The following is a 21,227-nucleotide window of genomic DNA, read 5'->3' as shown; positions in this document are numbered from 1 at the left end:
CAGGAGGGGACGCCGCGCCGATGCCGACCTCAGGTTCGACCAGGGTCGGTACTGATCAGCGCGGCCCGCTAAGCAGAAGGCGTACGGCACGCATGGCGTTAGGGTACCGCAGGCCCTGAGCGAGCGGCGACGGCCTTGAGCAAGCCGCGACGCGCTTCCGTATCCCTTGTGGACATGCCAGGAACCAAGGCGGGAGCTGAACCAAGGTCAACAATTTCTTCGCGTACCGTCCACTAAGGGACACGCACCAGTCACATTGTCCGTTGATAACAACGCAATAACTCAAACCCCGTACTGATCGGTATGGCGCCACTTAGAGTTCGGCAGCGGGACCGCTTTCCCGGAACTGCTCGGAGTTGCCCCCATGAACCCTCGTCGTAGTACCCGCTCCCTCCCCAAACCGGGCCGTTCGGCCTATGGGGTGGCCTCGGCTGTCGTTCTGCTGCTCATACCCGTGGTCGTGCTGGTGGGAGGCAGTCAGGTCCAGGACTTCCTGAACTTCGGCGCGGGCGTGATGTCCCTGGTCTCGCTCAGCTGCTCGGTGATCTGGGGCCTGTTCGCCCAGGACCGGATCTTCCTGAACATCCGGCAGCGGATCATCGGCCAGGCGGTGCACCGCACGCTGGGGGTCGCCTCGATCGCATTCCTGCTGCTGCACATCACCATCAAGATCGCACTCGGCCACACGCAGCTGATCGCCGCGATCATCCCGTTCTCGCTCGGCATCACCGGAATCGGCGGCCTGATCGGACTGGGCTCACTGGCGGGCCTGCTCATGATCTTCGTAGGCGTCACCGGCGCCCTGCGCAGCAATTTCGCCACTCCTGCCCCGGTCGCCGCGCGCTGGCGCGCCATGCACATGCTGTCCTACCCGGCCTGGTGCGCTGCACTGATCCATGGCCTGTACGCGGGCCGCCCGGTGAAGAGCCCGCTCTTCACATACTTGTACGCACTGTCCCTGCTCGCAGTCATGGCCGCCCTCGCCCTGCGCGCCGCCCCGCGCCCGGTCAAACGCAAGGTCGCCGACCGGCTGGTGGCGCTGTTCGGCAGCTCGGAGCGGCCGGGGCTGGAGGAGCTGGACGCGAGCCGCTCCCGGATGGCCGAGGCGGCGCCCGCGGGCTTCGAGGGCGGGCGCGAGCCCAGGGCGGCGGCCGCACCGCTGTACCAGTCCCCCGCCACCCCCGCCGCACAGCCCGCATCGGGCTTCGCGGCCGCCTACCGCGCCGTCTCCGCGCCGGGCCGCTCCCAGCAGCCGTACACGGCCGGCCAGACCGCCCGCATGGATCTGCCGCTGGACATGCAGGCCACGGAGGCCATCTCGCGCATGGACGGCCCCTCCGGCGCCTCGGGCAGCTGGCCGGTCCCGTCCCCGCCGCCGGTCGGCGAGGCCCCGCCGTCCGCGTACGACCCGCTCCAGGACACCGGACACACCATCCCGGTCTATGACAATTCGGTGGCCAACGGATACGGCGGAAGTGACATGTACGACAACGGTGAGACAAACGGCCTCTATGGCACGTACAACGCCAGTGACACGTACAACGACGGTCCCGCTACCGAAACGCTGCCCGGCGTGTCCTACGACACACCGGGTTCGGGCGAACCTTGGAACACGCCGTCCGGAGGCTTTAAGTGAACGAGGCCCTGCCCGACGTCCCCGAAGTCCGCGTGGTCGGGCTTCCACAGCTCACGTCGGGCTTCGACCTTGTGGAACGACTCGATCTGCCCATGCACCTGAAGGTGCACGGTCCGCTCGACCCGCTCGGCGGCGAGCAACTGGCGCAGCTCGCCGAACGCATCAACCTCAAGGGCCGCGGCGGCGCCGGCTTCCCGTTCCACAAGAAGCTGCGCTCGGTCGCCGAGTCGGCGATCAAGCGCGGGGTGCGGCCGGTCGTCGTGGTCAACGGCAGCGAGGACGAACCGGCCTGCCGCAAGGACACGGTACTGATCAACCGCGCCCCGCACTTGATCCTGGACGGCGCGCTGCTGTGCGCGGAGGCGCTCGGCGCGCGGACGCTCGTGATCGGCGTCACACGCGAGTCCACGCAGCGCTCCATGGAGGCCGCACTCGCCGAACGCGGGCTGAGCAACAGCCGTAGATCGGCGCTACGCGCGTGGGTGCAGCGCAACCCGGTGCGCATGGTCACCGGCGCCGCCGCCTCGCTGATCCGCTCGATCGACGGCGGCCCGGCGATCCCGCCCGGCCGCAAGATCAGCGCCTCGCAGAGCGGTGTCGGCGGCGCGCCCACGCTGCTGTCGAACGCGGAGACGTTCGCGCAGCTGGCCATCGCCGCCCGCATCGGCCCCGAGCGCTACGGCAACACCGGCCTGTACGACGAGCCGGGCACCGTCATGCTCACGGTCTCCGGCACGGTCGCCCGCCCGATGGTGATCGAGGTCCCCACGGGCGTGCCGCTGCGCTACGTGCTGCAGCTGGCGGGCGCCCCGCCGGTGCCGCAGGGCGTGCTGACCGGCGGCTACCACGGCAAGTGGATCGACGCGGCGACCGTGAACGAGGCGATCGTCTCCCGGAACTCGCTGGACGCCGTGGGCGGTTCGCTGGGCGCTGGCGCGATCCTGCCGATCAGCCAGGACACCTGCCCGCTGGGCGAGTCGCTGCGGGTGGCGCAGTGGCTGGCCGAGGAGAGCGCGGGCCAGTGCGGGCCCTGCTACCTCGGACTGCCCGCGGCCGCGCGCGGCCTGGAGGACATCCTCAACGGCGGCGGCCCGGCGGCCCTGGAGGCGCTGAAGCAGGTCGCGAAGAATGTGAAGCGGCGCGGTGCGTGTTCGCATCCGGACGGCTCGGCGATGTTCCTGGAGTCGACCATCAAGGCGTTCACGGACGACCTGGCCGCGCATGTCCTCGGAAACGGCTGCGGACGGCCCGTGGAGGGCGTTCTGCCGCTCTTCGAGGGAGGCAGGGCCCCTACGGGCATCCCGGGCGGCGGAGAGCCCGAGGAGACCGGCGCCAGCCGCCAGAAGATCTACGTCGACTGGACGCTGTGCCGGGGCCACGGACTGTGCGCCGACATCCTCCCCGAGGTGTTCGAACTCGGCGCCGACGGTTTCCCGACCGTCGCCCAGGCGCAGGTGCCGCGGTACGCGGAGGCGAAGGCGCTGCGCGCGGTGCGCCGCTGCCCGGCGCTCGCCCTGCGTATCGAGGAGGACACGCGCGGGCAGGCACCGTCCCGCAATCTGCCGGTCGTCTCCCAGGGCCGTGGGCGGCGCGCGCTCGGCCGCTGAGCACACGGAGGGGCGGGTCACCCAGCTCGGGTGACCCGCCCCTCCGTTGGGCCGCGTCTTTCTACAACACGCCGAAGGCGGACCATCTTTCGGATGATCCGCCTTCAATTTCTGTGGAGCTAAGGAGAATTGAACTCCTGACCTCCTGCATGCCATGCAGGCGCTCTACCAACTGAGCTATAGCCCCTTGTTTTCTTGTTTCGCCCGGTTCCCCTGGCGACGACGTAAACATTACAGGCACGGCGACGCAGCGCCAAATCGGTTTCGGGTTCGCCCTATAAGTCCCCTAATGTCGGCTTTTGCGACCATGATCGCGTGCCGCCAGCCGCCGGATGCCGGTCGCGCTGGGCGTCTGCCTGGTGTCCTCCGTGGCGTTCTGCACACGCGAGACCGGGAGAGTTCTCTGGGTCGCCGCAGTGGCCGTCATGGCCGCTGCGGGCCTCGTGGCCGCCGCGGCGGCGGAGTTGCGCGGGCTGCCGTGACCGCGCGGTGTGCGCCTGCGCGGTCACGGCACGCTGCCGGTCTTCTGCCCGTACTCCCCCTGGCGGGTGCCGCACGAAACCGGGCACCCCGAACTGCACCAGAACGCCTCGGAGTTACCGCGATCGGCCTCTACGCGGGCGTCGGCACCCTCTTCCTCGTAACGACCCGGACATCGTTGCCGCGGCGTGGTGGCGGTGCGGCGCGCGTCAAGCCGTCACGAAGGAGTAGAACCGCTTGAGTGTGCAGTGCTCTTCCAGGAGACGGCCGTAGATCGGCTCGCCCTCCAATTCCCGGTACGTCTCGATCGGGTCGCCTTTTATGATCAGCGCCCGCGCGCATTCCTCGCACCAGTACTGGTAATCGGGGTTGATCGGCTCCATGTCGCGGACGATCGGGGTACCGCTCCCGCACCAGTCACACTTTCGCCTGTGTGCACCCATCGATCAGCTCCAGCTGTGGCCGCAGGCCGTGCACACGTAGGAGATTCCACCGTTGTCGCCGAGAACTTGGGCAACATGCGCGGAACCGCAGGAAGGGCAGCTCAGCCGGGTGGTCGTGTCCCGTGTCAACGCCGCACCGAGGAGGTGGCCGACCTCCTCAAGGATGCTCGCAGGCATCGCTACTCCCTCCCGTCGGGCCGCGCCCCCTTCCGGCCGTTTGATTCTGCCACGGCCGGAGCAATACGGTCAGCGACGCCTCAGTACCAGTCCGGACACAGCTCCCGCCGCGGCCGTTCCGGCCAGCGCCCAGGCACACACCGAGAACGCCTCCGCAGAGGTATACGAGCGCAAAGCCCCGAGTGACTCAGCCCGTTCAGGAACGGTGTGCCGAAAGACGCCACACCGATCAGCTGACCGGGCTGGGTGACCGTCGCTCACAAGCCGCTGGCGTCCGCCGCGTCCTCGGGCCGCACGGTGGCGAGCGCGCCGGTGAGCGTCGGGCGGACTGAAGGCGAGCGCGAGCCCGATGCCCGGACCCGCGTATCCGGCGTACAGGCCCGCTCCTCCGTCCCCGCCGCCGTGGAAGGCCCGCCCCACGACGCCCACGGACAGCGCGGTCAGCGCGAAGCCGGCCGGAATCATCGCCCGTTGCAAGCCGGCGGGCCACCTCCGCCAGGTCAGGCTGACGGCCGCGAAGGCACCGGCGGTCGGGGCGAAACTCAGGCCGGCCCGCAGCGCGCTGTAGCCGGGGCCGCCCTGGACGTGCAGGGTCGGTGCGAAGAGGAAACCCGCGTTCACCGCCATCACGGCCAGGACGCGGAAGACGGCGAGGCCGATACCGGGGAGCCGTCGCAGCCGGTGGCTCACTGTCAGTGGCGGGTGTTTCACTGATCGCAGGGTTCGGAACGGGCTGGGTGCCCGGACCGGTTCGGGACGGCGTCATGATGCCGAGCCTGACCACGGGCCGGTACGGGTGCCGAGTGCCCGCCGATGAGACGGGGACGACGGGGGTTGGACGATGACGACGAACACGGCGAACGGGGCAAGCGCGGCGAGCACGGCCGCGGTGAAGGCCGCAGTGGACACGGCGAACACGTCGCAGGCGGCGAGGGCTTCGAAGGCGACGCAGCCGGCGAGCGCGCAGCGCCGCAGGCCAGAGCTGGCCGCGTTCCTGCGCAACAGGCGGGCGCGGGTGACACCGGCTGACGTGGGGATGCCACCGGGCCTGCGGCGGCGCACACCGGGGCTCCGCCGGGAAGAGGTCGCACAGCTCTCCGGCGTGGGTGTGACCTGGTACACCTGGCTTGAGCAGGGCCGGCCGATCAACGCCTCGCCGCAGGTGCTGGACGCGGTAGCCCGCACACTGCGGCTGGACGCGCCGGAGCGGGAGCATCTGTACCGGCTGGCGGAGGTGCCGTTCGCCCCGGACCGGGAGGTCCTGACCCGCCGGGTCGGCCCGGAGGTGCAGGGCATCATCGACGCCCTGCACCCGCTGCTCGCGGTGGTCTACAACACGCGCTACGACATCCTGGCCACCAACGCGGCCTATCAGGACCTTTTCGCGGTGCCGGAGACCCTCAGGATCGGTTTGCCGAACGCGCTGTGGACGCTGTTCACCGTGGCGGAGGGCGACAGCCCACTGGTGCGGCCCGAGCAGGAACTGCCGCTGATGGTGGCGACGCTGCGGTCGGCCTACGGCAGACACGTGGGCGAGCCCGCCTGGGAGGACTACATACGTGCCCTCTCCGTGGCGAGCCCCTGGTTCGCGGAGCTGTGGGCGAGCGGTGAAGTGGTGCTTCCGGGACCCCGGGTGAAGACGTTCCGGCACGCGGTGGTGGGCGAGCTGCGGATGACCTCGCAGTCGCTGTCCATCGACGGGATGCCCGAGTGCCGGATCGTGGTCTACACCCCGGAGGACGAGGAGTCGCGCGAGAAGGTCGAGCTGCTGCGGGAGCGCCGGGAGCGGCTGTGGCCGCCGGCCCACGAGAGCGAGGAGGAAGAGGAGATCGTCCGCCGCTGGAACGCAGAAAATCCCGCCCCCTGACAGGGACGGGACCTTCATCACCGATCTTTGACAACTCAACAGAGTGCCGATCAGTGGAGCTAAGGAGAATTGAACTCCTGACCTCCTGCATGCCATGCAGGCGCTCTACCAACTGAGCTATAGCCCCTCGCGTTCTTCCCGCTCGGCGGGGCGAACAAGAAGAACTTTAGCCTGTGACCTGCCAGAAAGTGAAATCCGGGGTCCGGGAGCCTGCTGGGGCTCAGTCGTCGTCGCCGAGGACGGGCTCCGGGAGGGTGCCCGCGTTGTGCTCCAGCAGTCGCCAGCCGCGCGCGCCCTCACCGAGCACGGACCAGCAGCAGTTGGAGAGGCCGCCGAGGCTCTCCCAGTCCCGGGCCTCCAGGCCGAGCAGCCGGCCGATGGTGGTGCGAATGGTGCCGCCGTGGCTGACGACGACGAGGGTGCCGTCCTCGGGCAGCTTCTCGGCGTGCCGCAGTACGACAGGTGCGGCACGGTCGGCGACCTCGGTCTCCAGTTCGCCGCCGCCGCGGCGGACGGCCTCGCCGCGCTTCCAGGCGGCGTACTGCTCGCCGTAGCGGGTGATGATCTCCGTGTGCGTCAGCCCCTGCCACACGCCCGCGTAGGTCTCGCGCAGGCCCTCTTCTCGGGTGATGTCGAGGCCGGTGAGGGCGGCCAGCTCGGCGGCCGTGCTCGCCGCCCGCTGCAGGTCCGAGGAGATGATCGCGTCGGGCCCCAGGGAGGCCAGCAGCCGGGCGGCGCGGCGAGCCTGGCCGATGCCGGTCTCGGTCAGCGCGACGTCCGTGCTGCCCTGGAAGCGGCGCTCGACGTTCCAGGCGGTCTGGCCGTGCCGCCACAGGATGATGCGGCGGCCGCGGTCCTTGCGGTCGGTGACCTCTCCGGTGGAGCTCATCGCCACTCCCCGCCCGGCTCTCGCTCGGCCTCGGCGGCCTGCAGCCTGGCGTGCTCCTCCGCCTTGCCGCGGGTGGCCTTGGCGTCGGCGGGCAGCTCCAGCTCGGGGCAGTCCTTCCACAGCCGCTCCAGGGCGTAGAAGACACGCTCCTCGCTGTGCTGGACGTGGACGACGATGTCGACGTAGTCGAGCAGGATCCAGCGGGAGTCGCGGTCTCCCTCACGGCGCACCGGCTTGGCGCCGAGTTCCTTCAGCAGGCGCTCCTCGATCTCGTCGACGATGGCCTTGACCTGGCGGTCGTTCGGCGCGGAAGCCAGCAGGAAGGCGTCCGTGATCGACAGCACGTCGCTGACGTCGTAGGCGATGACGTCGTGGGCGAGCTTGTCGGCCGCCGCCTGGGCGGCGGTGCTGATGAGGTCAAGAGAACGGTCGGTGGCGGTCACTAGCAAGCTTTCGGTCGGCGGTCACTAGACCTCAAGGGTCTCACGGACCGCCCGGCGCACCCCACGTGATTACGGTGCCACGTGGGGTGCCCGGGACCTGGTCACGAGCTGCCGGGCTGGTAGTCCCGGCCGAGGACGACCGAGACCTCGGCACCCGAGGAGACTGTTCCCTTCGCCACGGAGCCGGCGGGCAGGCCGAGGGTCTTGGCGACCTCGGCGGCGTCGGACTTGTGGGAGGCGTCCGAGTAGGTCACCTTCGAGGTGGCCTGGGTGCCGGAGGCGGTGCCGCCCTCGAGGAAGGTGAAGCCGCCGTTGAGCAGCACCACGCGGGCCTTCTCGGTGTCGTCTTTCACGCCGGTGGCGTTCTGCACGGAGACCCGGACCGCGGAGCCCGCGTCGGGGCTCTTGGCCGTGCCGCCGAGGATGTCCTTCACCACGCTGTCGCTGGTCTTCGCGCTCAGCGTGCCGTCGGGCTGCACGGGCAGCAGGGCGGTCTTGTAGGCGCCGCCCTTGGCGAGGTCGGCGAGCTTGGCGAGGAAGGCGCCGAGGTCCTGGTCGGTGAGCGGCGGGTCGAGGATCTGCGCGAGGGTCTGCACGGTGGTCGTGGCCGCCGACGGGTCGGAGGACAGCTTGCGCAGCACGCCCTGCATGACCTGCCCGAACCGCTCGAGCTGGGCGTTCTCGGACTCGCCGGAGGCGCGGTAGGTGGCGTAGGCGACGGCCATCTTGCCGCTGAGGGTCTGGGCGCTGCCCTTGTGGACGAGCGGCTCGGTGCCCTTCTTCTTGGCGTCCGGGTCGGGTACGTCGGTGTTGGTGTCGAGGTCGATGTTGCCGACCAGGTCGACGAGGTTCTGCAGATAGGGGGTGTCAAGGCGCCAGGTGCCCTGGATGCTGGTGCCGAGGACGGTGTCGAGCTGGTCCCGGGTGCCGGAGGAACCGTCGCCGTCCACCGACTTGGCGAGGGTCGTGGTGGAGCCGTCGTCGCCGCTCAGGGCCAGGGAGTTGGGCAGCAGCACGGTACTGCCCTGCTTGGTCGTGGTGTTGTCGACCAGCAGCGCCGTGGAGGTGCCGCCCTTGGCGGTGTTGTGCAGGTGGACGACGATCACGTCGCGCTTCTGGGCGCCGACCGGCGTGCCCGCGCCGGGCTTGGCACCGGACGAGGAGAGGCCTGGCAGCTTTCCGGCGTACCAGAGGTAGCCGACGCCGCCGGCGGCGACTAGGGCGAGGACGACGAGCAGGGCGATGATCCGGCTGCGGGCGCGGCGGCGGGCCTCCTCGCGGCGCTCGGTGCGGTTCTCGGTGAACTTCAGCCAGTCGATGACGTCCTCGGAGTCGCCGTCCGGCTCCTCGACGAACGCGAACTGCTCGGTGTGGTAGTCCCGTCCGTCCTCGTCTCGCCGCTCCTCCGGCCGTGCCGGGGCGTGCGGTTCCTCCACCGGGCCGGCCTGCTGCGGGATGTAGGCGGTCTGCTCGGTGACCCGGGGCTGCTGCCCGCTGCTCGCGGCCTGTCCGTAGGGGTCGTAGCCGGCGGTCTGGTGGGTTCCGGTGCCGTAGGGGTCGTACGGGGCCTGGGCACCGTAGGGGTCGTACCCGGGTGCGGGCCGGCCGGAGTCGTAGGGGGGCACGGGCGGCTGCTGGCCGGTGGCGTACGGGTCGTAGCCATAGCCCTGTTGCTGGGCGTACGGGTCGTAGGCGGCCTGCTGGGCCTGTGGAGACTGCTGTGCCGGGATCTGCCGGTACACGGGCTGGCCGTGCTCGTCGTAGCCGACGAGTTCGTACGGGCCTGCGCCGTAGCCGGCGTCACCCACGTCGTATCGGTTGTTCACCGGTGCCCCTCTCGGCTCACTCGCCGCGGTACAGCTCGCGCTTGTCGATGTAGCGCACGACTCCGTCCGGCACCATGTACCAGATGGGGTCTCCCTTGGCGACTCTCGCACGGCAGTCTGTGGAGGAGATGGCGAGCGCCGGCACCTCGACGAGCGACACACCGCCCTCCGGCAGACCCGGGTCGGTCAGATGGTGCCCGGGCCGGGTGACGCCGATGAAATGGGCGAGGGAGAACAGTTCCTCGCTGTCCCGCCAGGTCAGCAGCTGGGCGAGGGCGTCGGCGCCGGTGATGAAGAACAGGTCGGTGTCGGGGTTGAGGGCGCGCAGATCGCGCAGGGTGTCCACGGTGTAGGTGGGACCACCGCGATCGATGTCGATACGGCTGACGGAGAACTGCGGGTTCTCGGCGGTCGCGATGACCGTCATCAGATAGCGGTCCTCGGCCGGGGAGACCTTGCGGTGGGACTTCTGCCACGGCTGGCCGGTGGGCACGAACACCACCTCGTCCAGGTGGAACTGCGCGGCGACCTCACTGGCCGCCACGAGGTGCCCGTGGTGGATCGGGTCGAACGTTCCGCCCATGACGCCCAGGCGACGCTTGCCCGTGTTGGCGGGGCCCTGGCCCGGCCGGTACTGCGGGTGCTTCACCGTGTCGTCGGCGCTCTCGTACGCCGGACCGGTAGGCATGTCCTGCTCTCCCATGCGTGCAGACCCTACCGGCCCGGTCTCGGGCGTCCGGCCGGGGACGGGGTCCGGCTCAGCGGTCGCGGTTGAAGCGGGTGGTGATCCACAGCAGGAGCAGCAGGACGGCGAGGGCGCTGCCACCGGTGACGGCAGGGTTGAGGCTGTTGTGGTGGCCGCCCTCGGCGAGGGTGACCAAGTGGGCTGCGGTGCTGTGAAGGCTCATCTTCGGCAGGACCTAACGCGTGTGGGCGGGATAAAGATGTCGGCTCATCGTAAGCGGGCGGCCCGGCGGCGATCACGCCGACTCCGCCGTCGGGGACGGCAGGCGGAACTTTCGCCGGCCGTCAGTCGTCTTTCTTCTTGTAGCCGCGCAGCAGGAACCAGGCGGTCAGTGCACAGCCCAGGACCATGACGATCAGGACGATGCGGAGCAGATTCCCCGCCCCGTGCTGCTGGACGGCGCTCGCGGCGGCCTCGGTCAGCCACGCGGCTGCGAGGTGATGCTCCATGAGTGGACTCCTTCGGCTGTACTGCCCGTCCACGGTATCTCCGCCTAGGCTGGGCTCCGCCTCGGGGGCACAGTGGGCACTCATACGCACATGGGGGAAGTCATGTCCGACGACGGCCAGCAGCACACGGGGCACGAGCGCGTGCCGAGCAGGCAGCGCAGGCGCTTCCCGGGGATCTCCTCGCGTGCCTACGAGCATCCGTCCGACCGTTCGGCCCTGGTCGCGCTGCGCAAGCTGAGCGGGTTCGACACCGTCTTCAAGACGCTCAGCGGGCTGCTGCCCGAGCGGAGCCTGAGACTGCTGTACCTGTCCGAATCGGTGCGCGTCTCCGAGCGGCAGTTCCAGCACCTGCACGACATGCTGCTGGACGCCTGTTACATCCTGGACCTCAAGAAGGTCCCGCCGATGTACGTCACCCAGGATCCGCAGCCGAACGCTATGTGCATCGGCCTGGACGAGCCGATCATCGTCGTCACCACGGGGCTGGTGGAGCTCCTCGACGAGGAGGAGATGCGGGCGGTCGTCGGACACGAGGTGGGACACGCGCTGTCCGGGCATTCGGTGTACCGCACGATCCTTTTGTTCCTGACCAGCCTCGCACTGAAAGTGGCCTGGATCCCGCTGGGCAACCTCGCGATCATGGCGATCATCACGGCGCTCCGGGAGTGGTTCCGCAAGTCGGAGCTGTCCGCTGACCGGGCGGGTCTGCTGGTCGGGCAGGACCCGCAGGCCTCGATGCGCGGCCTGATGAAGATCGCGGGCGGCAACCATCTGCACGAGATGAACGTCGACGCGTTCCTGGAGCAGGCCGAGGAGTACGAGTCCGGGGGCGATCTGCGTGACTCGGTGCTGAAGATCCTGAACGTTTTGCCCCGCTCGCATCCGTTCACCACCGTGCGGGCCGCCGAGCTGAAGAAGTGGGCCGAGTCCCGGGACTTCCAGCGGATCATGGACGGCCACTACCCACGGCGCGACGGGGACAAGGACACCTCGGTCAGCGACTCCTTCCGCGAGTCGGCGGCCAGCTACGCGAGCGATGTGAAGACTTCCAAGGACCCGCTGATGAAGCTGGTCACGGACCTCGCGGGCGGAGCGGGCGACCTGGGCGGCCGGGTCCGCCGCGGCTTCGAGGGCTTCCGTACCCCGCCCCCGCCGAAGGAGGGCCCGACGGACACTCCGCGGGACGAGGAGTAGGCCCTCTTTCCCCACCGCAGCTGTGGTCGCCCCTCTCTCTCCCGCCGCAACGGCGCTCAGCCACGGCGGCGGGATCCGGCGGTGCCGAACTCTCCTCGGCCCGAGGGGCCGGTCCCGGATGCCAGGTCCAAGGTGCCAGGTCCAAAGTGCCAGGTCCAAAGTGCCCGGAAAGACGCCGCACCCTCACCGGGTCGGTACTGAAAACGCCGCTCACACCTTCGGCTCGGCTCCAGCGGCCAGCGTCCCGCACAGGGCCGCAGGGCTGTCCGTCTCGTACGGGTCGGTGCCCGCGGGGCCGCCGGTGCGGGCCGTCTGGCCGGCCAGGAGGGGGCGGAGGTAGGCGGTGGAGTCCTCGGCGCAGGAGAGGGGGCCCGCCTGGACGTAGGACGTGACCAGCTGGACCTGGTGGGTGCGCAGGTCGTCGCGGGTGAAGCGGAAGGTCACCTCGCGGCGGACCGTGAACAGCGACACGGCGGCTCCGGCCGCGGCACCGGTGGGGCGCAGGGCGTAGACGAAGGTGTGGTCGGCGGTGACCTCCAGCGCGCTCGAGTCGCTCTCGACGGCCTGCAGATCGCCCTGGACGCGGATCCGGTCGTCGGCGAGCTGGGCGCGGGAGGGGTCGAGGCGGACCAGCCAGCCGGTGGGGGCGTGGCGGCCGTCCGCCACCGGGTGGTCAAAGCTCTGGTCGAACTGGTCGAGCTGGTCGGAGTCGATGAGGGACCGGACGGGGCTGACCTCGCGGCCGGTCAGCACCTCGGGGTAGAGCGAGGAGCGGACTATGTAGTCCTTGGCGGTGGTGAGCGCGGCCACGACCTGGCTGTTGGAGAAGTGGGCGGTGCTGCGGGCGGCCGGCAGCGGTATCCCCTTGGCACCGACATCGAACGGGGCGGCGTGGCTGTGCGCGTACAGGTACTCGGGGTCGGCGGCGCCGGGCACCTTGTCCGTCGGGGAGAGCGGGATCACCGTCATCCGCAGCGGCTCGGCGGGACGCCGGGTCTGCGGGGGGCCGTAGGGGTGGCGGACGCCCATGTAGACCGCGGTGCCGAAGGCGACGGCGATCAGCAGGACGAGGACCAGGGCCTGCCGGGTGAGTCCGCGGTGCAGGGGCGGGCGGCGGCGTACGGCGGGCGCGTGGTCGGCCATCCGCTCCTCGGCGGAGTACTCCTGGAGGCGGGCAGCGCGGACGAACGACTCGTCGAAGACGACGGATCGGTACTCGTCCTCTCCACCTGCGGGGCCGCCCTCGGGTGTGCCCTCCGGTGGGTCTCCAGGCCCGCCCATACTTTCAGAGTAGGTCTCGTGGGCCTCAGGTAAACGCCCTGCTACACGACAACTTCTGACAGGTGCTCACCAAGATTGGGGACGGGCGCTCAGGGGGAGCGCGGGATGGCCGACGCGGCCGGCTGGGAGGAGTCGGCGGCGGCGGAGGGCGCGGCGGCGCTGCCCTGTTCCAGGCCGGTCGAGGCGGGCGTGGGGACCCCGTCGCGGGTGCCGGCGGAGCCGCCCCGGTAGACGGCGGCGAAGGCCAGGGCGACCATGCCTATGCCCATGACGACGGCGAGCAGCCAGGCGACGGGGCGGTGCCAGCGGACCTGTTTGCCGTAGTGGCCGAAGGGGCTGTGGCGCTCGTCGAGGACGTAGGTGTCGTCCAGCTCGTCGTCGTCCCGATCTTGGCTGAGATCGGTCCCCTCGGGGGAGTACTTGTCGTCGTAGCGCTCACCTCGGGCGTGGGCGCGGCGGGCCTCCGCCTCGGAGGCCTCGGCTCTGGCCTGTGCTGCGGCCAGAAGGCGTTCGACGGCGGTCGGCTCATGGACCGCAGCCGCCTGTACGAAGGCCTCGTCAAAGACCACGGAGGCGAACTCTTCGTCCGACACCCCGCGGTCGTGGTCGTCGTCGGGCTCCCAGCCGTCAGGGAACGGCGTACCCCCCACGTCCTCCGGCACGGGTCCAGAGTAGACCTGGGGGGTCAATTTGGGCAGACGGTATGGAAATTCGTCTGACTGGTGAGACGTCTTTTCGGCCGCCCGCCCCCTTCCCGGGACATACGGCCGAACAGGTGAATCTCAGGGGCGCACGTGTCCGTCGCCGGTGACGATGTACTTCGTGCTGGTCAGCTCCGGCAGGCCCATCGGGCCGCGGGCGTGCAGCTTCTGGGTGGAGATGCCGATCTCGGCGCCGAAGCCGAACTGGCCGCCGTCGGTGAAGCGGGTGGAGGCGTTCACGGCGACGGTGGTGGAGTCGACCAGCTGGGTGAAGCGGCGGGCGGCCTGCTGGGAGGTGGTGACGATCGCCTCGGTGTGCCCGGAGGTCCACAGCCGGATGTGCTCGACGGCCTTGTCCAGCGAATCCACCACCGCGGCGGCGATGTCGTAGGAGAGGTACTCGGTCTCCCAGTCCTCGGCCACGGCTTCCACGACGGTCGCGTGGGAGTCCTTGGCGTAGGCCATGACCCGCTCGTCGGCGTGCACGGTGACTCCGGCCTCGGCGAGGGCGTCCAGGGCGCGCGGCAGGAACTCGGGGGCGATGTCCTGGTGGACGAGAAGGGTCTCGGCGGCGTTGCAGACGCTGACCCGCTGGGCCTTGGAGTTGATCAGGATGTCGATCGCCATGTCGATGTCGGCGGTCGCGTCGACGTAGACGTGGCAGTTGCCGGTTCCGGTCTCGATGACGGGGACGATGGACTCGCTGACCACGGTCTGGATCAGGGAGGCGCCGCCGCGCGGGATGAGGACGTCGACCAGGCCGCGGGCGCGCATCAGCTCGCGCACCGAGTCGCGGCTCTCGCCGGGCACCAGCTGGACGGCGTCGGCGGGCAGCCCGGCGCCGCCGACGGCGTCCCGGATGACGCGGACGAGGGCGGTGTTGGACTCGTAGGCGGAGGCGGAGCCGCGCAGCAGCACGGCGTTGCCGGACTTCAGGCAGAGGGCGGCGGCGTCGACGGTGACGTTCGGGCGGGCCTCGTAGATGATGCCGACGACGCCGAGCGGGACGCGGACCTGGCGCAGGTCGATGCCGTTGGGCAGGGTGGAGCCGCGGACGATCTCGCCGACCGGGTCGGGCAGCTTAGCGACGTCGCGGACGTCGGCGGCGATGGCGCGGACCCGCTCGGGGGTCAGGGTGAGCCGGTCGACGATGGCCTCACTGGTGCCGTTCTCCCGGGCCTTGGCGATGTCCTTGGCGTTGGCCTCGACGATCTCGCTGGTCCGGACCTCCAGGGCGTCGGCGATGGCGAGCAGCGCGTCGTCCTTCACGGCGCGCGGGAGCGGCGCGAGGTCGGCGGCGGCGGCCTTGGCCCGGTAGGCGGCCTGGGTGACCGGGGACATGGAGTCGTACGGCGAGAGCGTGGTCATGAGGGAAGGGTAGTGCGCGGTGCCGCGCGCTCACCGCTCATCCCAAACCGCGAGACAAGCCCTCAGGACCACTCAAAAGGGATGCACCCCGACCGGCGTCGCCGGTGCCGGGCCGTATCCCTCGGCGATGCGGTGGTGGTAGGTCTCGCGGTCGATGACCTCCAGGCCGACAATCTCCCAGGCCGGCAGGCCGGCGCTCTGCCGGTGCTCGCCCCACAGACGCAGGGCCACGGCGGCGGCGTCGTGCAGATCACGGGCCTCTTCCCAGTACCGGATCTCGGCGTGGTCGGGCGCGTATCTGCTGGTGAGCAGGAAGGGGTGGTCGTGGGCCAGTTGTTCCAGGGCCCGCCGCAGCTCGGACAGGGGGACCTCTCCCCCGGAGACGCTGAGGGTGACATGCCACAGCCGGGGCAGGTCCTTGGGCTCTTCGTAGGCGTCCCCGGCCGCGACGCTCGTCAGAGCACCGCGCGACGTCGCCCCAGGGCGCGCTCGTCTCACGACGGCCTCCTTCACGCTTGGCTCGCATGGCCCCTTGATGGAACGTGTTCCTTCACATGTCCCAGACACAAAGTTGAGCAGGCCTTGGAGCTCCGCGTGGTGGTTTTACGGAACGTCCCCCACCGGGGGCCGTCCTTACGCCCCGTTTTACGAGCGGTTTTGCGAGTGTCACGGGTGCAGGAGCACCAGGTCGTCCCTGTGTACGACCTCACGTTCGTAGGCCGGACCCAGCTCGCGGGCCAGCTCGCGGGTCGAACGCCCGATCAGCCGCGGGATCTCCTTGGCGTCGAAGTTGACGAGCCCCCGGGCCACCGCGCGTCCTGTCGTGTCGCGCAGTTCGACGGGATCACCGGCGCTGAACTCGCCCTCCACGGCGGCGATTCCGGCGGGCAGCAGGGAGGTGCGGCGCTTCACGACCGCGTCCACCGCACCGTCGTCCAGGGTCAGCGCGCCCTGCGGGGTGGAGGCGTGCTGCAGCCACAGGAGGCGGTCGGCGGAGCGTTTGCCGGTGGGGTGGAAGTAGGTGCCGGTGTCGCCGCCGCTCAGCGCGTCCGCCGCGTGCACGGCGCTGGTGAGGACCACGGGGATGCCGGCGGCGGCAGCGATCCGGGCGGCCTCGACCTTGGTGACCATGCCGCCGGTGCCGACGCCGGCCTTGCCCGCGCTGCCGATCTCGACGCCGGAGAGGTCCTCGGGGCCCTTCACTTCCGCTATCCGCGAGGTGCCGGGCTTGCTGGGGTCGCCGTCGTAGACACCGTCGATGTCGGAGAGGAGGACGAGCAGGTCGGCGTGGACGAGGTGGGCGACGAGGGCGGCGAGGCGGTCGTTGTCACCGAAGCGGATCTCGTCGGTGGCGACCGTGTCGTTCTCGTTGACGATCGGGAAGGCGCCCATCGCGAGGAGCTTGTCGAGGGTGCGGGAGGCGTTGCGGTGATGGGCGCGGCGGCTCATGTCGTCGCTGGTGAGCAGGACTTGGCCGACACGGACGCCGTAGCGGGCGAAGGAGGCGGTGTAGCGGGCGACGAGCAGGCCCTGGCCGACGCTGGCGGCGGCCTGCTGCCGGGCGAGGTCCTTCGGGCGGCGGCGCAGCCCGAGCGGGGCGAGCCCTGCGGCGATGGCACCAGAGGAGACGAGGACGATCTCCCGCTCTCCCCCGCTGCGGATCTTGGCGAGCACGTCGACCAGCGCGTCGACGCGGTCGGCATCCAGGCCGCCGGCGGCGGTGGTCAGCGACGAGGAGCCGACTTTGACCACGATTCTGCGAGCCTCGCCCACGGCCTGCCTAGCCCTTGCCACCTTGTCCTCTGTTCCCCTCGTGTTCCCGCGCGCGGTTCCGGCCGCCTCTTGGCAATCTACGCGAAGGGGGTCGTCCCCTGCCCACCGGTCCAGCCTCCGGACAGGCGGTGCGTAGCCGTCCGCTCACGATGTGCGTACGGCGAGAGGTGTGGAGAGGTCGTACTGGTTGCTCATGGAAAGATTTACCTTAATCGCAACCCGTTGGACCGCCTTACCTTGCAAGCGGTTTGCCCCCTGCCAGGCCAGGACTGGCCAAGGCCGCAAGAGGTAAGAGCTACTCACCTTCGCTCGGCTGCCCGGGTAAGAGCGATCTGTAGGGAATCTGAACGTAAGGCGAACGAAAAAGGGCCGGTCCGTGGGCCGGCCCTCTCACGCCCGCGGGGTCAGCCCGCGTTCACTCCGGCGGCGCGCACGGCCGTGTTCTGCCGCTTGAACTCCTCGTGACCGGAGTGGCCGGAGTCGGTGACCGCGTACGGCTTGCCGCTCGCGATGAAGTCGGAGACCACGGAGGAGATGTCGGAGACGTTGAAGCAGTCGTACAGACGCAGCCCGGCGCCTGCGATCACACGGTGCTCGTACGACGGGAAGGCGCGCCAGTAGGCGGTGTTCCACTCGGCGCGCAGCCGGCGATCTCCTGGTGCTTGGCCACGTCGACGATGCCGTCGCGGGTGGCCTCGGCCTCGTCGCCCTTGCTGTCGGCGCCCTTACCGGTCAGGTCGGCGATCCGGGCCTCGATGCGGGCCAGGTCCGCCGTCGCCGTGGCCTGGGCGGCCCTGCCGGCGGTGAAGCGCGGATCGGCGGCACGCTCGGCGGCGGCCTTCTCGACCAGCGCGGTGATCCGCCGGTGCGCGGCGTCGGCCTCCTTGCTGACGGTGCCGGTGAACGGGTGCGGCTTGTACAAGACGCGGACGGGCGGGTCGGCAGCGATCAGCTTCCGCACGATGTTCTCACCCGGCGAGCTTGCCGATGCGCAGCACGCCCGCGGTGTTGACGACGCAGTCGATCCGGCCGGTCTCCGCGTACGCCTTGGACAGCGCGTCGTCGACCTCCTCCGGGTTCTCCACGTGGGTGCCGGTGGTGGAGCGGCCCAGCGCGTAGACGTGCGCGCCGTAGGACTCGGCGAGTTCGGCGATGTCCTTGCCGATGCCGTAGGAGCCGCCGCGAAGATCACCAGCGTCCTGCCGGTGAGGAGTTCGCGGTAGGCGTCCTCGCCCTGCTGCTCGGGCGCGGCGGTGGAGGCGAGCTGGAACAGCTTGTCGGCGATGAAGACGTCGACGGGCTGAGTGACCTTCATGTTGTGCTCGTCGCCCGCGACGACGTGGACCAGCACGTCCGGCAGGTACGTGAGTACGACGGAGCAGTCGTCCGTCGCCTGGAAGTTGGGGTCACCGGCGGTGGTCTCGTAGGCTCGGCGGACCGTGGACAGCTTCGGGAGGCCGGGCAGGCCGGTAACGCACCTGGGCCGAACAGCCGGTCCGGGGCTTGCGGGCGAGGCCCTCAGGCCGAAGTCCTTCACGCCGAAGTCCCTCAGGCCGAAGCGGAGGCCCGGGGGCGGCAGCCCCCGGGCGGCGGCAACAGCAGACCGAGCCTTACTCGAACGGGTCGAACTCGTCGTACTCCCGCAGCGCCTCGTCCCGCTCCGCCTGCTTGTCCCTGCGGCGCTGCGCCGCAGGCCGGGCCTCGTCGAAGCGGTGGTCCTCGCCACGGCGGCCGAGCATCTCCGCGCCCGCCATGACCGTCGGCTCCCAGTCGAAGACGACCGCGTTGTCCTCGGGACCGATGGCGACGCCATCGCCGTTGCGGGCGCCCGCCTTCATCAACTGCTCTTCCACGCCGAGGCGGTTGAGCCGGTCGGCGAGGTAGCCGACAGCCTCGTCGTTGTTGAAGTCGGTCTGGCGCACCCAGCGTTCGGGCTTCTCGCCGCGCACCCTGAACAGCGGCTCGCCGCCGACCTCCTCGCGGGTGACGGTGAAGCCCGCGTCGTCCACGGCCTTGGGCCGGATGACGATCCGGGTCGCCTCCTCCTTCGGCCTGGCCGCGCGCGCCTTGCCGACCAGCTCACCCAGCGCGAACGACAGCTCGCGCAGCCCGATGTGGGCGACGGCCGACACCTCGAAGACACGGTAGCCGCGGGCCTCCAGGTCGGGCCGGACCATCTCGGCGAGGTCCTTGCCGTCCGGCACGTCGACCTTGTTCAGGACGACGATCCGGGGCCGGTTGTCGAGGCCGCCGTACTGCCGCAGCTCCTCCTCGATGACGTCGAGGTCGGAGACCGGGTCGCGCTCGGACTCCAGGGTCGCGGTGTCCAGCACATGCACCAGCACACTGCACCGCTCCACATGCCGCAGGAACTCCAGACCGAGTCCCTTGCCCTGGCTGGCGCCCGGGATCAGACCCGGCACGTCGGCGATGGTGTAGACGGTCGAACCGGCCGTCACGACACCGAGGTTCGGTACGAGGGTCGTAAAGGGATAGTCGGCGATCTTCGGCTTGGCCGCGCTCAGCACGGAGATCAGCGAGGACTTGCCGGCGCTCGGGTAGCCGACGAGCGCCACGTCGGCGACGGTCTTCAGCTCCAGGACGATGTCGTGGAGGTCACCGGGCTCACCGAGCAGCGCGAAACCGGGCGCCTTGCGGCGGGCGGAGGCCAGCGCCGCGTTGCCGAGGCCGCCGCGGCCGCCCTGTGCGGCGATGTACGAGGTGCCGTGGCCGACGAGGTCGGCGAGCACATTGCCCGCCTTGTCCAGCACGACCGTGCCGTCCGGGACCGGCAGGACCAGGTCCTGGCCGTCCTTGCCGGAGCGGTTGCCGCCCTCGCCGGGCTTGCCGTTGGTGGCCTTGCGGTGCGGCGAGTGGTGGTAGTCGAGCAGCGTCGTCACCGACTGGTCGACGGTGAGGATGACATCACCGCCCCGCCCGCCGTTGCCGCCGTCGGGGCCGCCGAGCGGCTTGAACTTCTCTCGGTGTACGGAGGCACAGCCGTGACCTCCGTTACCCGCGGCGACATGCAGCTCGACGCGGTCCACGAAGGTGGTCATGGTTCGGTGCCTCCAGAAAAGTGCGGATATATCTCGTCGTCAACACAGTGGTTAACACGCGAAAGGCGGACCCGCCTTCCCGACCGGGAAGTGAGGTCCGCCTCGCGAAAGCGTTCGGCGCTGAATCAGGCGATTCAGGCGACCGGAACGATGTTCACGACCTTGCGGCCACGGTGGGTACCGAACTCCACCGCACCGGCCTGCAGGGCGAACAGCGTGTCGTCGCCGCCACGGCCGACACCGGCGCCGGGGTGGAAGTGGGTGCCGCGCTGGCGGACCAGGATCTCACCCGCGTTGACGACCTGACCGCCGAAGCGCTTCACGCCGAGCCGCTGGGCGTTGGAGTCGCGACCGTTCCGGGTGGACGATGCGCCCTTCTTGTGTGCCATGTCTCCTCAGTCCCTTACTTCGCAGCCGTGGGGATCGACGTGACCTTGATCGCCGTGTACTGCTGGCGGTGGCCCTGCCGACGGCGGTAGCCGGTCTTGTTCTTGTAGCGCAGAATGTCGATCTTCTGGCCCTTGTGGTGGTCCACGACCTCGGCCTGGACCTTGATGCCGGCCAGCACCCACGGGTCGCTCGTCACGGCGTCGCCGTCGACAACGAGCAGGGTCGAGAGCTCGACCGTGTCGCCAACCTTGGCGGTGGAAATCTTGTCAACCTCAACGATGTCGCCGACAGCAACCTTGTGCTGGCGACCACCGCTGCGCACGATGGCGTACACGCGGATCTCTCTTTCGCTCGTTCAGAACCGGCACCCCCGCAGGCCAGCCGCCCTTTGTTGCATGGGCGACCTCTCCCGGCCCGCCTTGCGTCCGGGAGGAAGAGGTTTACGGGGATGTGGCGCGCTCAGTGACACGCCGACGGTCAAGGTTACGGGGCGGGGCCGAGGGGGTCAAACCGGGCCCGGGGCGGTGTGCGGCCGGTCACTCGGGACCGGCCGCACACCCATGGGCGTCAGCCCTCGTCGCCGGTGGCGGAGACCGTGGTGGTCTTCTTCGCCGTCGACTTCGCGGCGGCCGTCTTGGCCGCCTTCTTGGCCGTCGTCTTCTTCGCGGCCGTCTTCTTGGCAGCCGTCTTCTTGGCCGTCGTCGTCTTCTTGGCGGCGGCCTTCTTCGCCGTGGCCTTCTTGGCGGTCTTGCGGGCCGCCTTCTTGGCCGGAGCGGCCTCCTCGGCCGGCGCCTCGGCCGCCTCCGTGACCACCGGGGCCTCCTCCGCCACGGCCGACGGTACGACCAGGACGGCCGCTTCCTCGGCCGCGGTCGGCGCGCCGACCTTGCGCACGGCAC

General features: G+C 70.1%; 21 protein-coding genes, 2 tRNA genes and 3 pseudogenes. 5 read left to right on the top strand and 21 right to left on the bottom strand.

Annotation, left to right across the window (positions count from 1 at the left end; all coding sequences use genetic code 11):
• Window positions 1-364 precede the first annotated feature (364 nt).
• Both M878_RS77805 and M878_RS77800 read left to right on the top strand, forming a co-directional pair.
• On the top strand, window positions 365-1,636 hold the full coding sequence (locus M878_RS77805) for a cytochrome b/b6 domain-containing protein (RefSeq protein WP_209445565.1): 1,272 nt from the start codon (window positions 365-367) through the stop codon (window positions 1,634-1,636).
• Window positions 1,633-3,243, top strand: a complete 1,611-nt coding sequence (locus M878_RS77800; protein ID WP_023550786.1) for an NADH-quinone oxidoreductase subunit NuoF family protein — start codon at window positions 1,633-1,635, stop codon at window positions 3,241-3,243. The genes M878_RS77805 and M878_RS77800 overlap by 4 nt, the downstream gene beginning before the upstream one ends.
• 114 nt (window positions 3,244-3,357) lie before the next feature.
• Here M878_RS77800 and M878_RS77795 read toward each other — a convergent pair.
• Window positions 3,358-3,430: transfer RNA gene (locus M878_RS77795), tRNA-Ala, on the bottom strand.
• 145 nt (window positions 3,431-3,575) lie between these two features.
• Between M878_RS77795 and M878_RS97775 the strand changes: the two genes are divergently transcribed.
• On the top strand, window positions 3,576-3,725 hold the full coding sequence (locus M878_RS97775; protein WP_023550785.1) for a hypothetical protein: 150 nt from the start codon (window positions 3,576-3,578) through the stop codon (window positions 3,723-3,725).
• A 207-nt stretch (window positions 3,726-3,932) separates the two neighbouring features.
• Here M878_RS97775 and M878_RS49140 read toward each other — a convergent pair whose 3' ends face one another.
• Entirely contained in the window at window positions 3,933-4,166 is a 234-nt protein-coding gene (locus tag M878_RS49140) for a hypothetical protein (RefSeq protein WP_006136074.1), read from the bottom strand.
• Window positions 4,167-4,412: 246 nt separating this feature from the next.
• Window positions 4,413-5,018 (bottom strand): annotated as a pseudogene (locus M878_RS000000100265) (MFS transporter); the annotation flags it as partial.
• Between the two features lie 166 nt (window positions 5,019-5,184).
• Between M878_RS000000100265 and M878_RS77785 the strand changes: the two are divergent.
• Window positions 5,185-6,210 carry a helix-turn-helix transcriptional regulator gene (locus tag M878_RS77785; protein WP_078630417.1) on the top strand — a complete coding sequence of 342 codons (1,026 nt, stop codon included), beginning with the start codon at window positions 5,185-5,187 and terminating at the stop codon, window positions 6,208-6,210.
• A 54-nt stretch (window positions 6,211-6,264) separates the two neighbouring features.
• Here the strand turns inward: M878_RS77785 and M878_RS77780 are convergent.
• From M878_RS77780 to M878_RS98480, 7 genes are all read right to left on the bottom strand, one after another.
• Window positions 6,265-6,337, bottom strand: a tRNA-Ala gene (locus tag M878_RS77780).
• 93 nt (window positions 6,338-6,430) lie between these two features.
• Window positions 6,431-7,099, bottom strand: coding sequence for a histidine phosphatase family protein (locus tag M878_RS77775; protein WP_023550781.1), 669 nt, complete (start codon window positions 7,097-7,099; stop codon window positions 6,431-6,433).
• The gene (rsfS, locus tag M878_RS77770; RefSeq protein ID WP_023550780.1) at window positions 7,096-7,542 is read right to left on the bottom strand and encodes a ribosome silencing factor; all 447 of its coding nucleotides are present in this window, start codon (window positions 7,540-7,542) and stop codon (window positions 7,096-7,098) included. Before rsfS ends, M878_RS77775 begins: the two co-directional genes overlap by 4 nt.
• Window positions 7,543-7,643: 101 nt before the next feature.
• Window positions 7,644-9,368: an LCP family protein gene (locus tag M878_RS77765; RefSeq protein WP_023550779.1), complete on the bottom strand. Its 1,725-nt coding sequence runs from the start codon at window positions 9,366-9,368 to the stop codon at window positions 7,644-7,646.
• 16 nt (window positions 9,369-9,384) lie between these two features.
• Window positions 9,385-10,071, bottom strand: coding sequence for a nicotinate-nucleotide adenylyltransferase (gene nadD / locus M878_RS77760; RefSeq protein WP_023550778.1), 687 nt, complete (start codon window positions 10,069-10,071; stop codon window positions 9,385-9,387).
• A 55-nt stretch (window positions 10,072-10,126) separates the two neighbouring features.
• Window positions 10,127-10,276 (bottom strand): hypothetical protein, encoded by a 150-nt coding sequence (locus tag M878_RS98485; protein WP_167345804.1) that lies wholly within the window; start codon window positions 10,274-10,276, stop codon window positions 10,127-10,129.
• A 121-nt stretch (window positions 10,277-10,397) separates the two neighbouring features.
• Window positions 10,398-10,562 (bottom strand): hypothetical protein, encoded by a 165-nt coding sequence (locus M878_RS98480; RefSeq protein WP_023550776.1) that lies wholly within the window; start codon window positions 10,560-10,562, stop codon window positions 10,398-10,400.
• A 102-nt stretch (window positions 10,563-10,664) separates the two neighbouring features.
• Between M878_RS98480 and M878_RS77750 the strand changes: the two genes are divergently transcribed.
• Window positions 10,665-11,756: a M48 family metallopeptidase gene (locus M878_RS77750; protein WP_023550775.1), complete on the top strand. Its 1,092-nt coding sequence runs from the start codon at window positions 10,665-10,667 to the stop codon at window positions 11,754-11,756.
• Window positions 11,757-11,966: 210 nt separating this feature from the next.
• Here the strand turns inward: M878_RS77750 and M878_RS77745 are convergent, their stop codons facing one another.
• From M878_RS77745 to M878_RS000000100260, 11 genes and pseudogenes are all read right to left on the bottom strand, one after another.
• Window positions 11,967-13,037 (bottom strand): SCO2583 family membrane protein, encoded by a 1,071-nt coding sequence (locus tag M878_RS77745; RefSeq protein WP_023550774.1) that lies wholly within the window; start codon window positions 13,035-13,037, stop codon window positions 11,967-11,969.
• An 89-nt stretch (window positions 13,038-13,126) separates the two neighbouring features.
• Window positions 13,127-13,699, bottom strand: coding sequence for an SCO2584 family spore wall biosynthesis protein (locus tag M878_RS77740; protein ID WP_023550773.1), 573 nt, complete (start codon window positions 13,697-13,699; stop codon window positions 13,127-13,129).
• Between the two features lie 120 nt (window positions 13,700-13,819).
• Complete coding sequence (locus M878_RS77735; RefSeq protein ID WP_023550772.1) at window positions 13,820-15,106, bottom strand: glutamate-5-semialdehyde dehydrogenase; 1,287 nt, start codon at window positions 15,104-15,106, stop codon at window positions 13,820-13,822.
• A gap of 72 nt (window positions 15,107-15,178) precedes the next feature.
• The gene (locus M878_RS77730) at window positions 15,179-15,604 is read right to left on the bottom strand and encodes a hypothetical protein (RefSeq protein WP_031226044.1); all 426 of its coding nucleotides are present in this window, start codon (window positions 15,602-15,604) and stop codon (window positions 15,179-15,181) included.
• A 168-nt stretch (window positions 15,605-15,772) separates the two neighbouring features.
• Entirely contained in the window at window positions 15,773-16,879 is a 1,107-nt protein-coding gene (gene proB / locus M878_RS77725; protein WP_023550770.1) for a glutamate 5-kinase, read from the bottom strand.
• Between the two features lie 422 nt (window positions 16,880-17,301).
• Window positions 17,302-17,852 (bottom strand): annotated as a pseudogene (locus M878_RS77715) (hypothetical protein); the annotation flags it as partial.
• A gap of 1 nt (window position 17,853) precedes the next feature.
• Window positions 17,854-18,329: pseudogene (locus tag M878_RS94965) on the bottom strand (2-C-methyl-D-erythritol 4-phosphate cytidylyltransferase); the annotation flags it as partial.
• 160 nt (window positions 18,330-18,489) lie between these two features.
• The gene (gene obgE / locus M878_RS77710) at window positions 18,490-19,938 is read right to left on the bottom strand and encodes a GTPase ObgE (protein ID WP_023550765.1); all 1,449 of its coding nucleotides are present in this window, start codon (window positions 19,936-19,938) and stop codon (window positions 18,490-18,492) included.
• Between the two features lie 134 nt (window positions 19,939-20,072).
• Entirely contained in the window at window positions 20,073-20,327 is a 255-nt protein-coding gene (rpmA, locus tag M878_RS77705; protein WP_023550764.1) for a 50S ribosomal protein L27, read from the bottom strand.
• A 14-nt stretch (window positions 20,328-20,341) separates the two neighbouring features.
• Complete coding sequence (gene rplU / locus M878_RS77700; protein ID WP_009188585.1) at window positions 20,342-20,662, bottom strand: 50S ribosomal protein L21; 321 nt, start codon at window positions 20,660-20,662, stop codon at window positions 20,342-20,344.
• A gap of 233 nt (window positions 20,663-20,895) precedes the next feature.
• On the bottom strand, window positions 20,896-21,227 hold a 332-nt coding region (locus tag M878_RS000000100260), incomplete at its 5' end, for a hypothetical protein (protein WP_245238233.1).

It is taken from the genome of Streptomyces roseochromogenus subsp. oscitans DS 12.976, assembly GCF_000497445.1.
Taxonomy (GTDB): domain Bacteria; phylum Actinomycetota; class Actinomycetes; order Streptomycetales; family Streptomycetaceae; genus Streptomyces; species Streptomyces oscitans.
This window is presented reverse-complemented; position numbering and strand designations above follow the sequence as displayed.

What these genes read in the sequence shown, in the direction of transcription:
- obgE (WP_023550765.1), bottom strand. Translation starts at nt 19,938, where the DNA reads ATGACCACCTTCGTGGACCGCGTCGAGCTGCATGTCGCCGCGGGTAAC.
- M878_RS98480 (WP_023550776.1), bottom strand. Translation starts at nt 10,562, where the DNA reads ATGGAGCATCACCTCGCAGCCGCGTGGCTGACCGAGGCCGCCGCGAGC.
- M878_RS97775 (WP_023550785.1), top strand. Translation starts at nt 3,576, where the DNA reads ATGCCGGTCGCGCTGGGCGTCTGCCTGGTGTCCTCCGTGGCGTTCTGC.
- M878_RS77805 (WP_209445565.1), top strand. Translation starts at nt 365, where the DNA reads ATGAACCCTCGTCGTAGTACCCGCTCCCTCCCCAAACCGGGCCGTTCG.
- M878_RS77750 (WP_023550775.1), top strand. Translation starts at nt 10,665, where the DNA reads ATGTCCGACGACGGCCAGCAGCACACGGGGCACGAGCGCGTGCCGAGC.
- M878_RS77775 (WP_023550781.1), bottom strand. Translation starts at nt 7,099, where the DNA reads ATGAGCTCCACCGGAGAGGTCACCGACCGCAAGGACCGCGGCCGCCGC.
- M878_RS98485 (WP_167345804.1), bottom strand. Translation starts at nt 10,276, where the DNA reads ATGAGCCTTCACAGCACCGCAGCCCACTTGGTCACCCTCGCCGAGGGC.
- M878_RS77735 (WP_023550772.1), bottom strand. Translation starts at nt 15,106, where the DNA reads ATGACCACGCTCTCGCCGTACGACTCCATGTCCCCGGTCACCCAGGCC.
- rpmA (WP_023550764.1), bottom strand. Translation starts at nt 20,327, where the DNA reads ATGGCACACAAGAAGGGCGCATCGTCCACCCGGAACGGTCGCGACTCC.
- M878_RS77785 (WP_078630417.1), top strand. Translation starts at nt 5,185, where the DNA reads ATGACGACGAACACGGCGAACGGGGCAAGCGCGGCGAGCACGGCCGCG.
- M878_RS49140 (WP_006136074.1), bottom strand. Translation starts at nt 4,166, where the DNA reads ATGGGTGCACACAGGCGAAAGTGTGACTGGTGCGGGAGCGGTACCCCG.
- M878_RS77745 (WP_023550774.1), bottom strand. Translation starts at nt 13,037, where the DNA reads ATGGGCGGGCCTGGAGACCCACCGGAGGGCACACCCGAGGGCGGCCCC.
- nadD (WP_023550778.1), bottom strand. Translation starts at nt 10,071, where the DNA reads ATGGGAGAGCAGGACATGCCTACCGGTCCGGCGTACGAGAGCGCCGAC.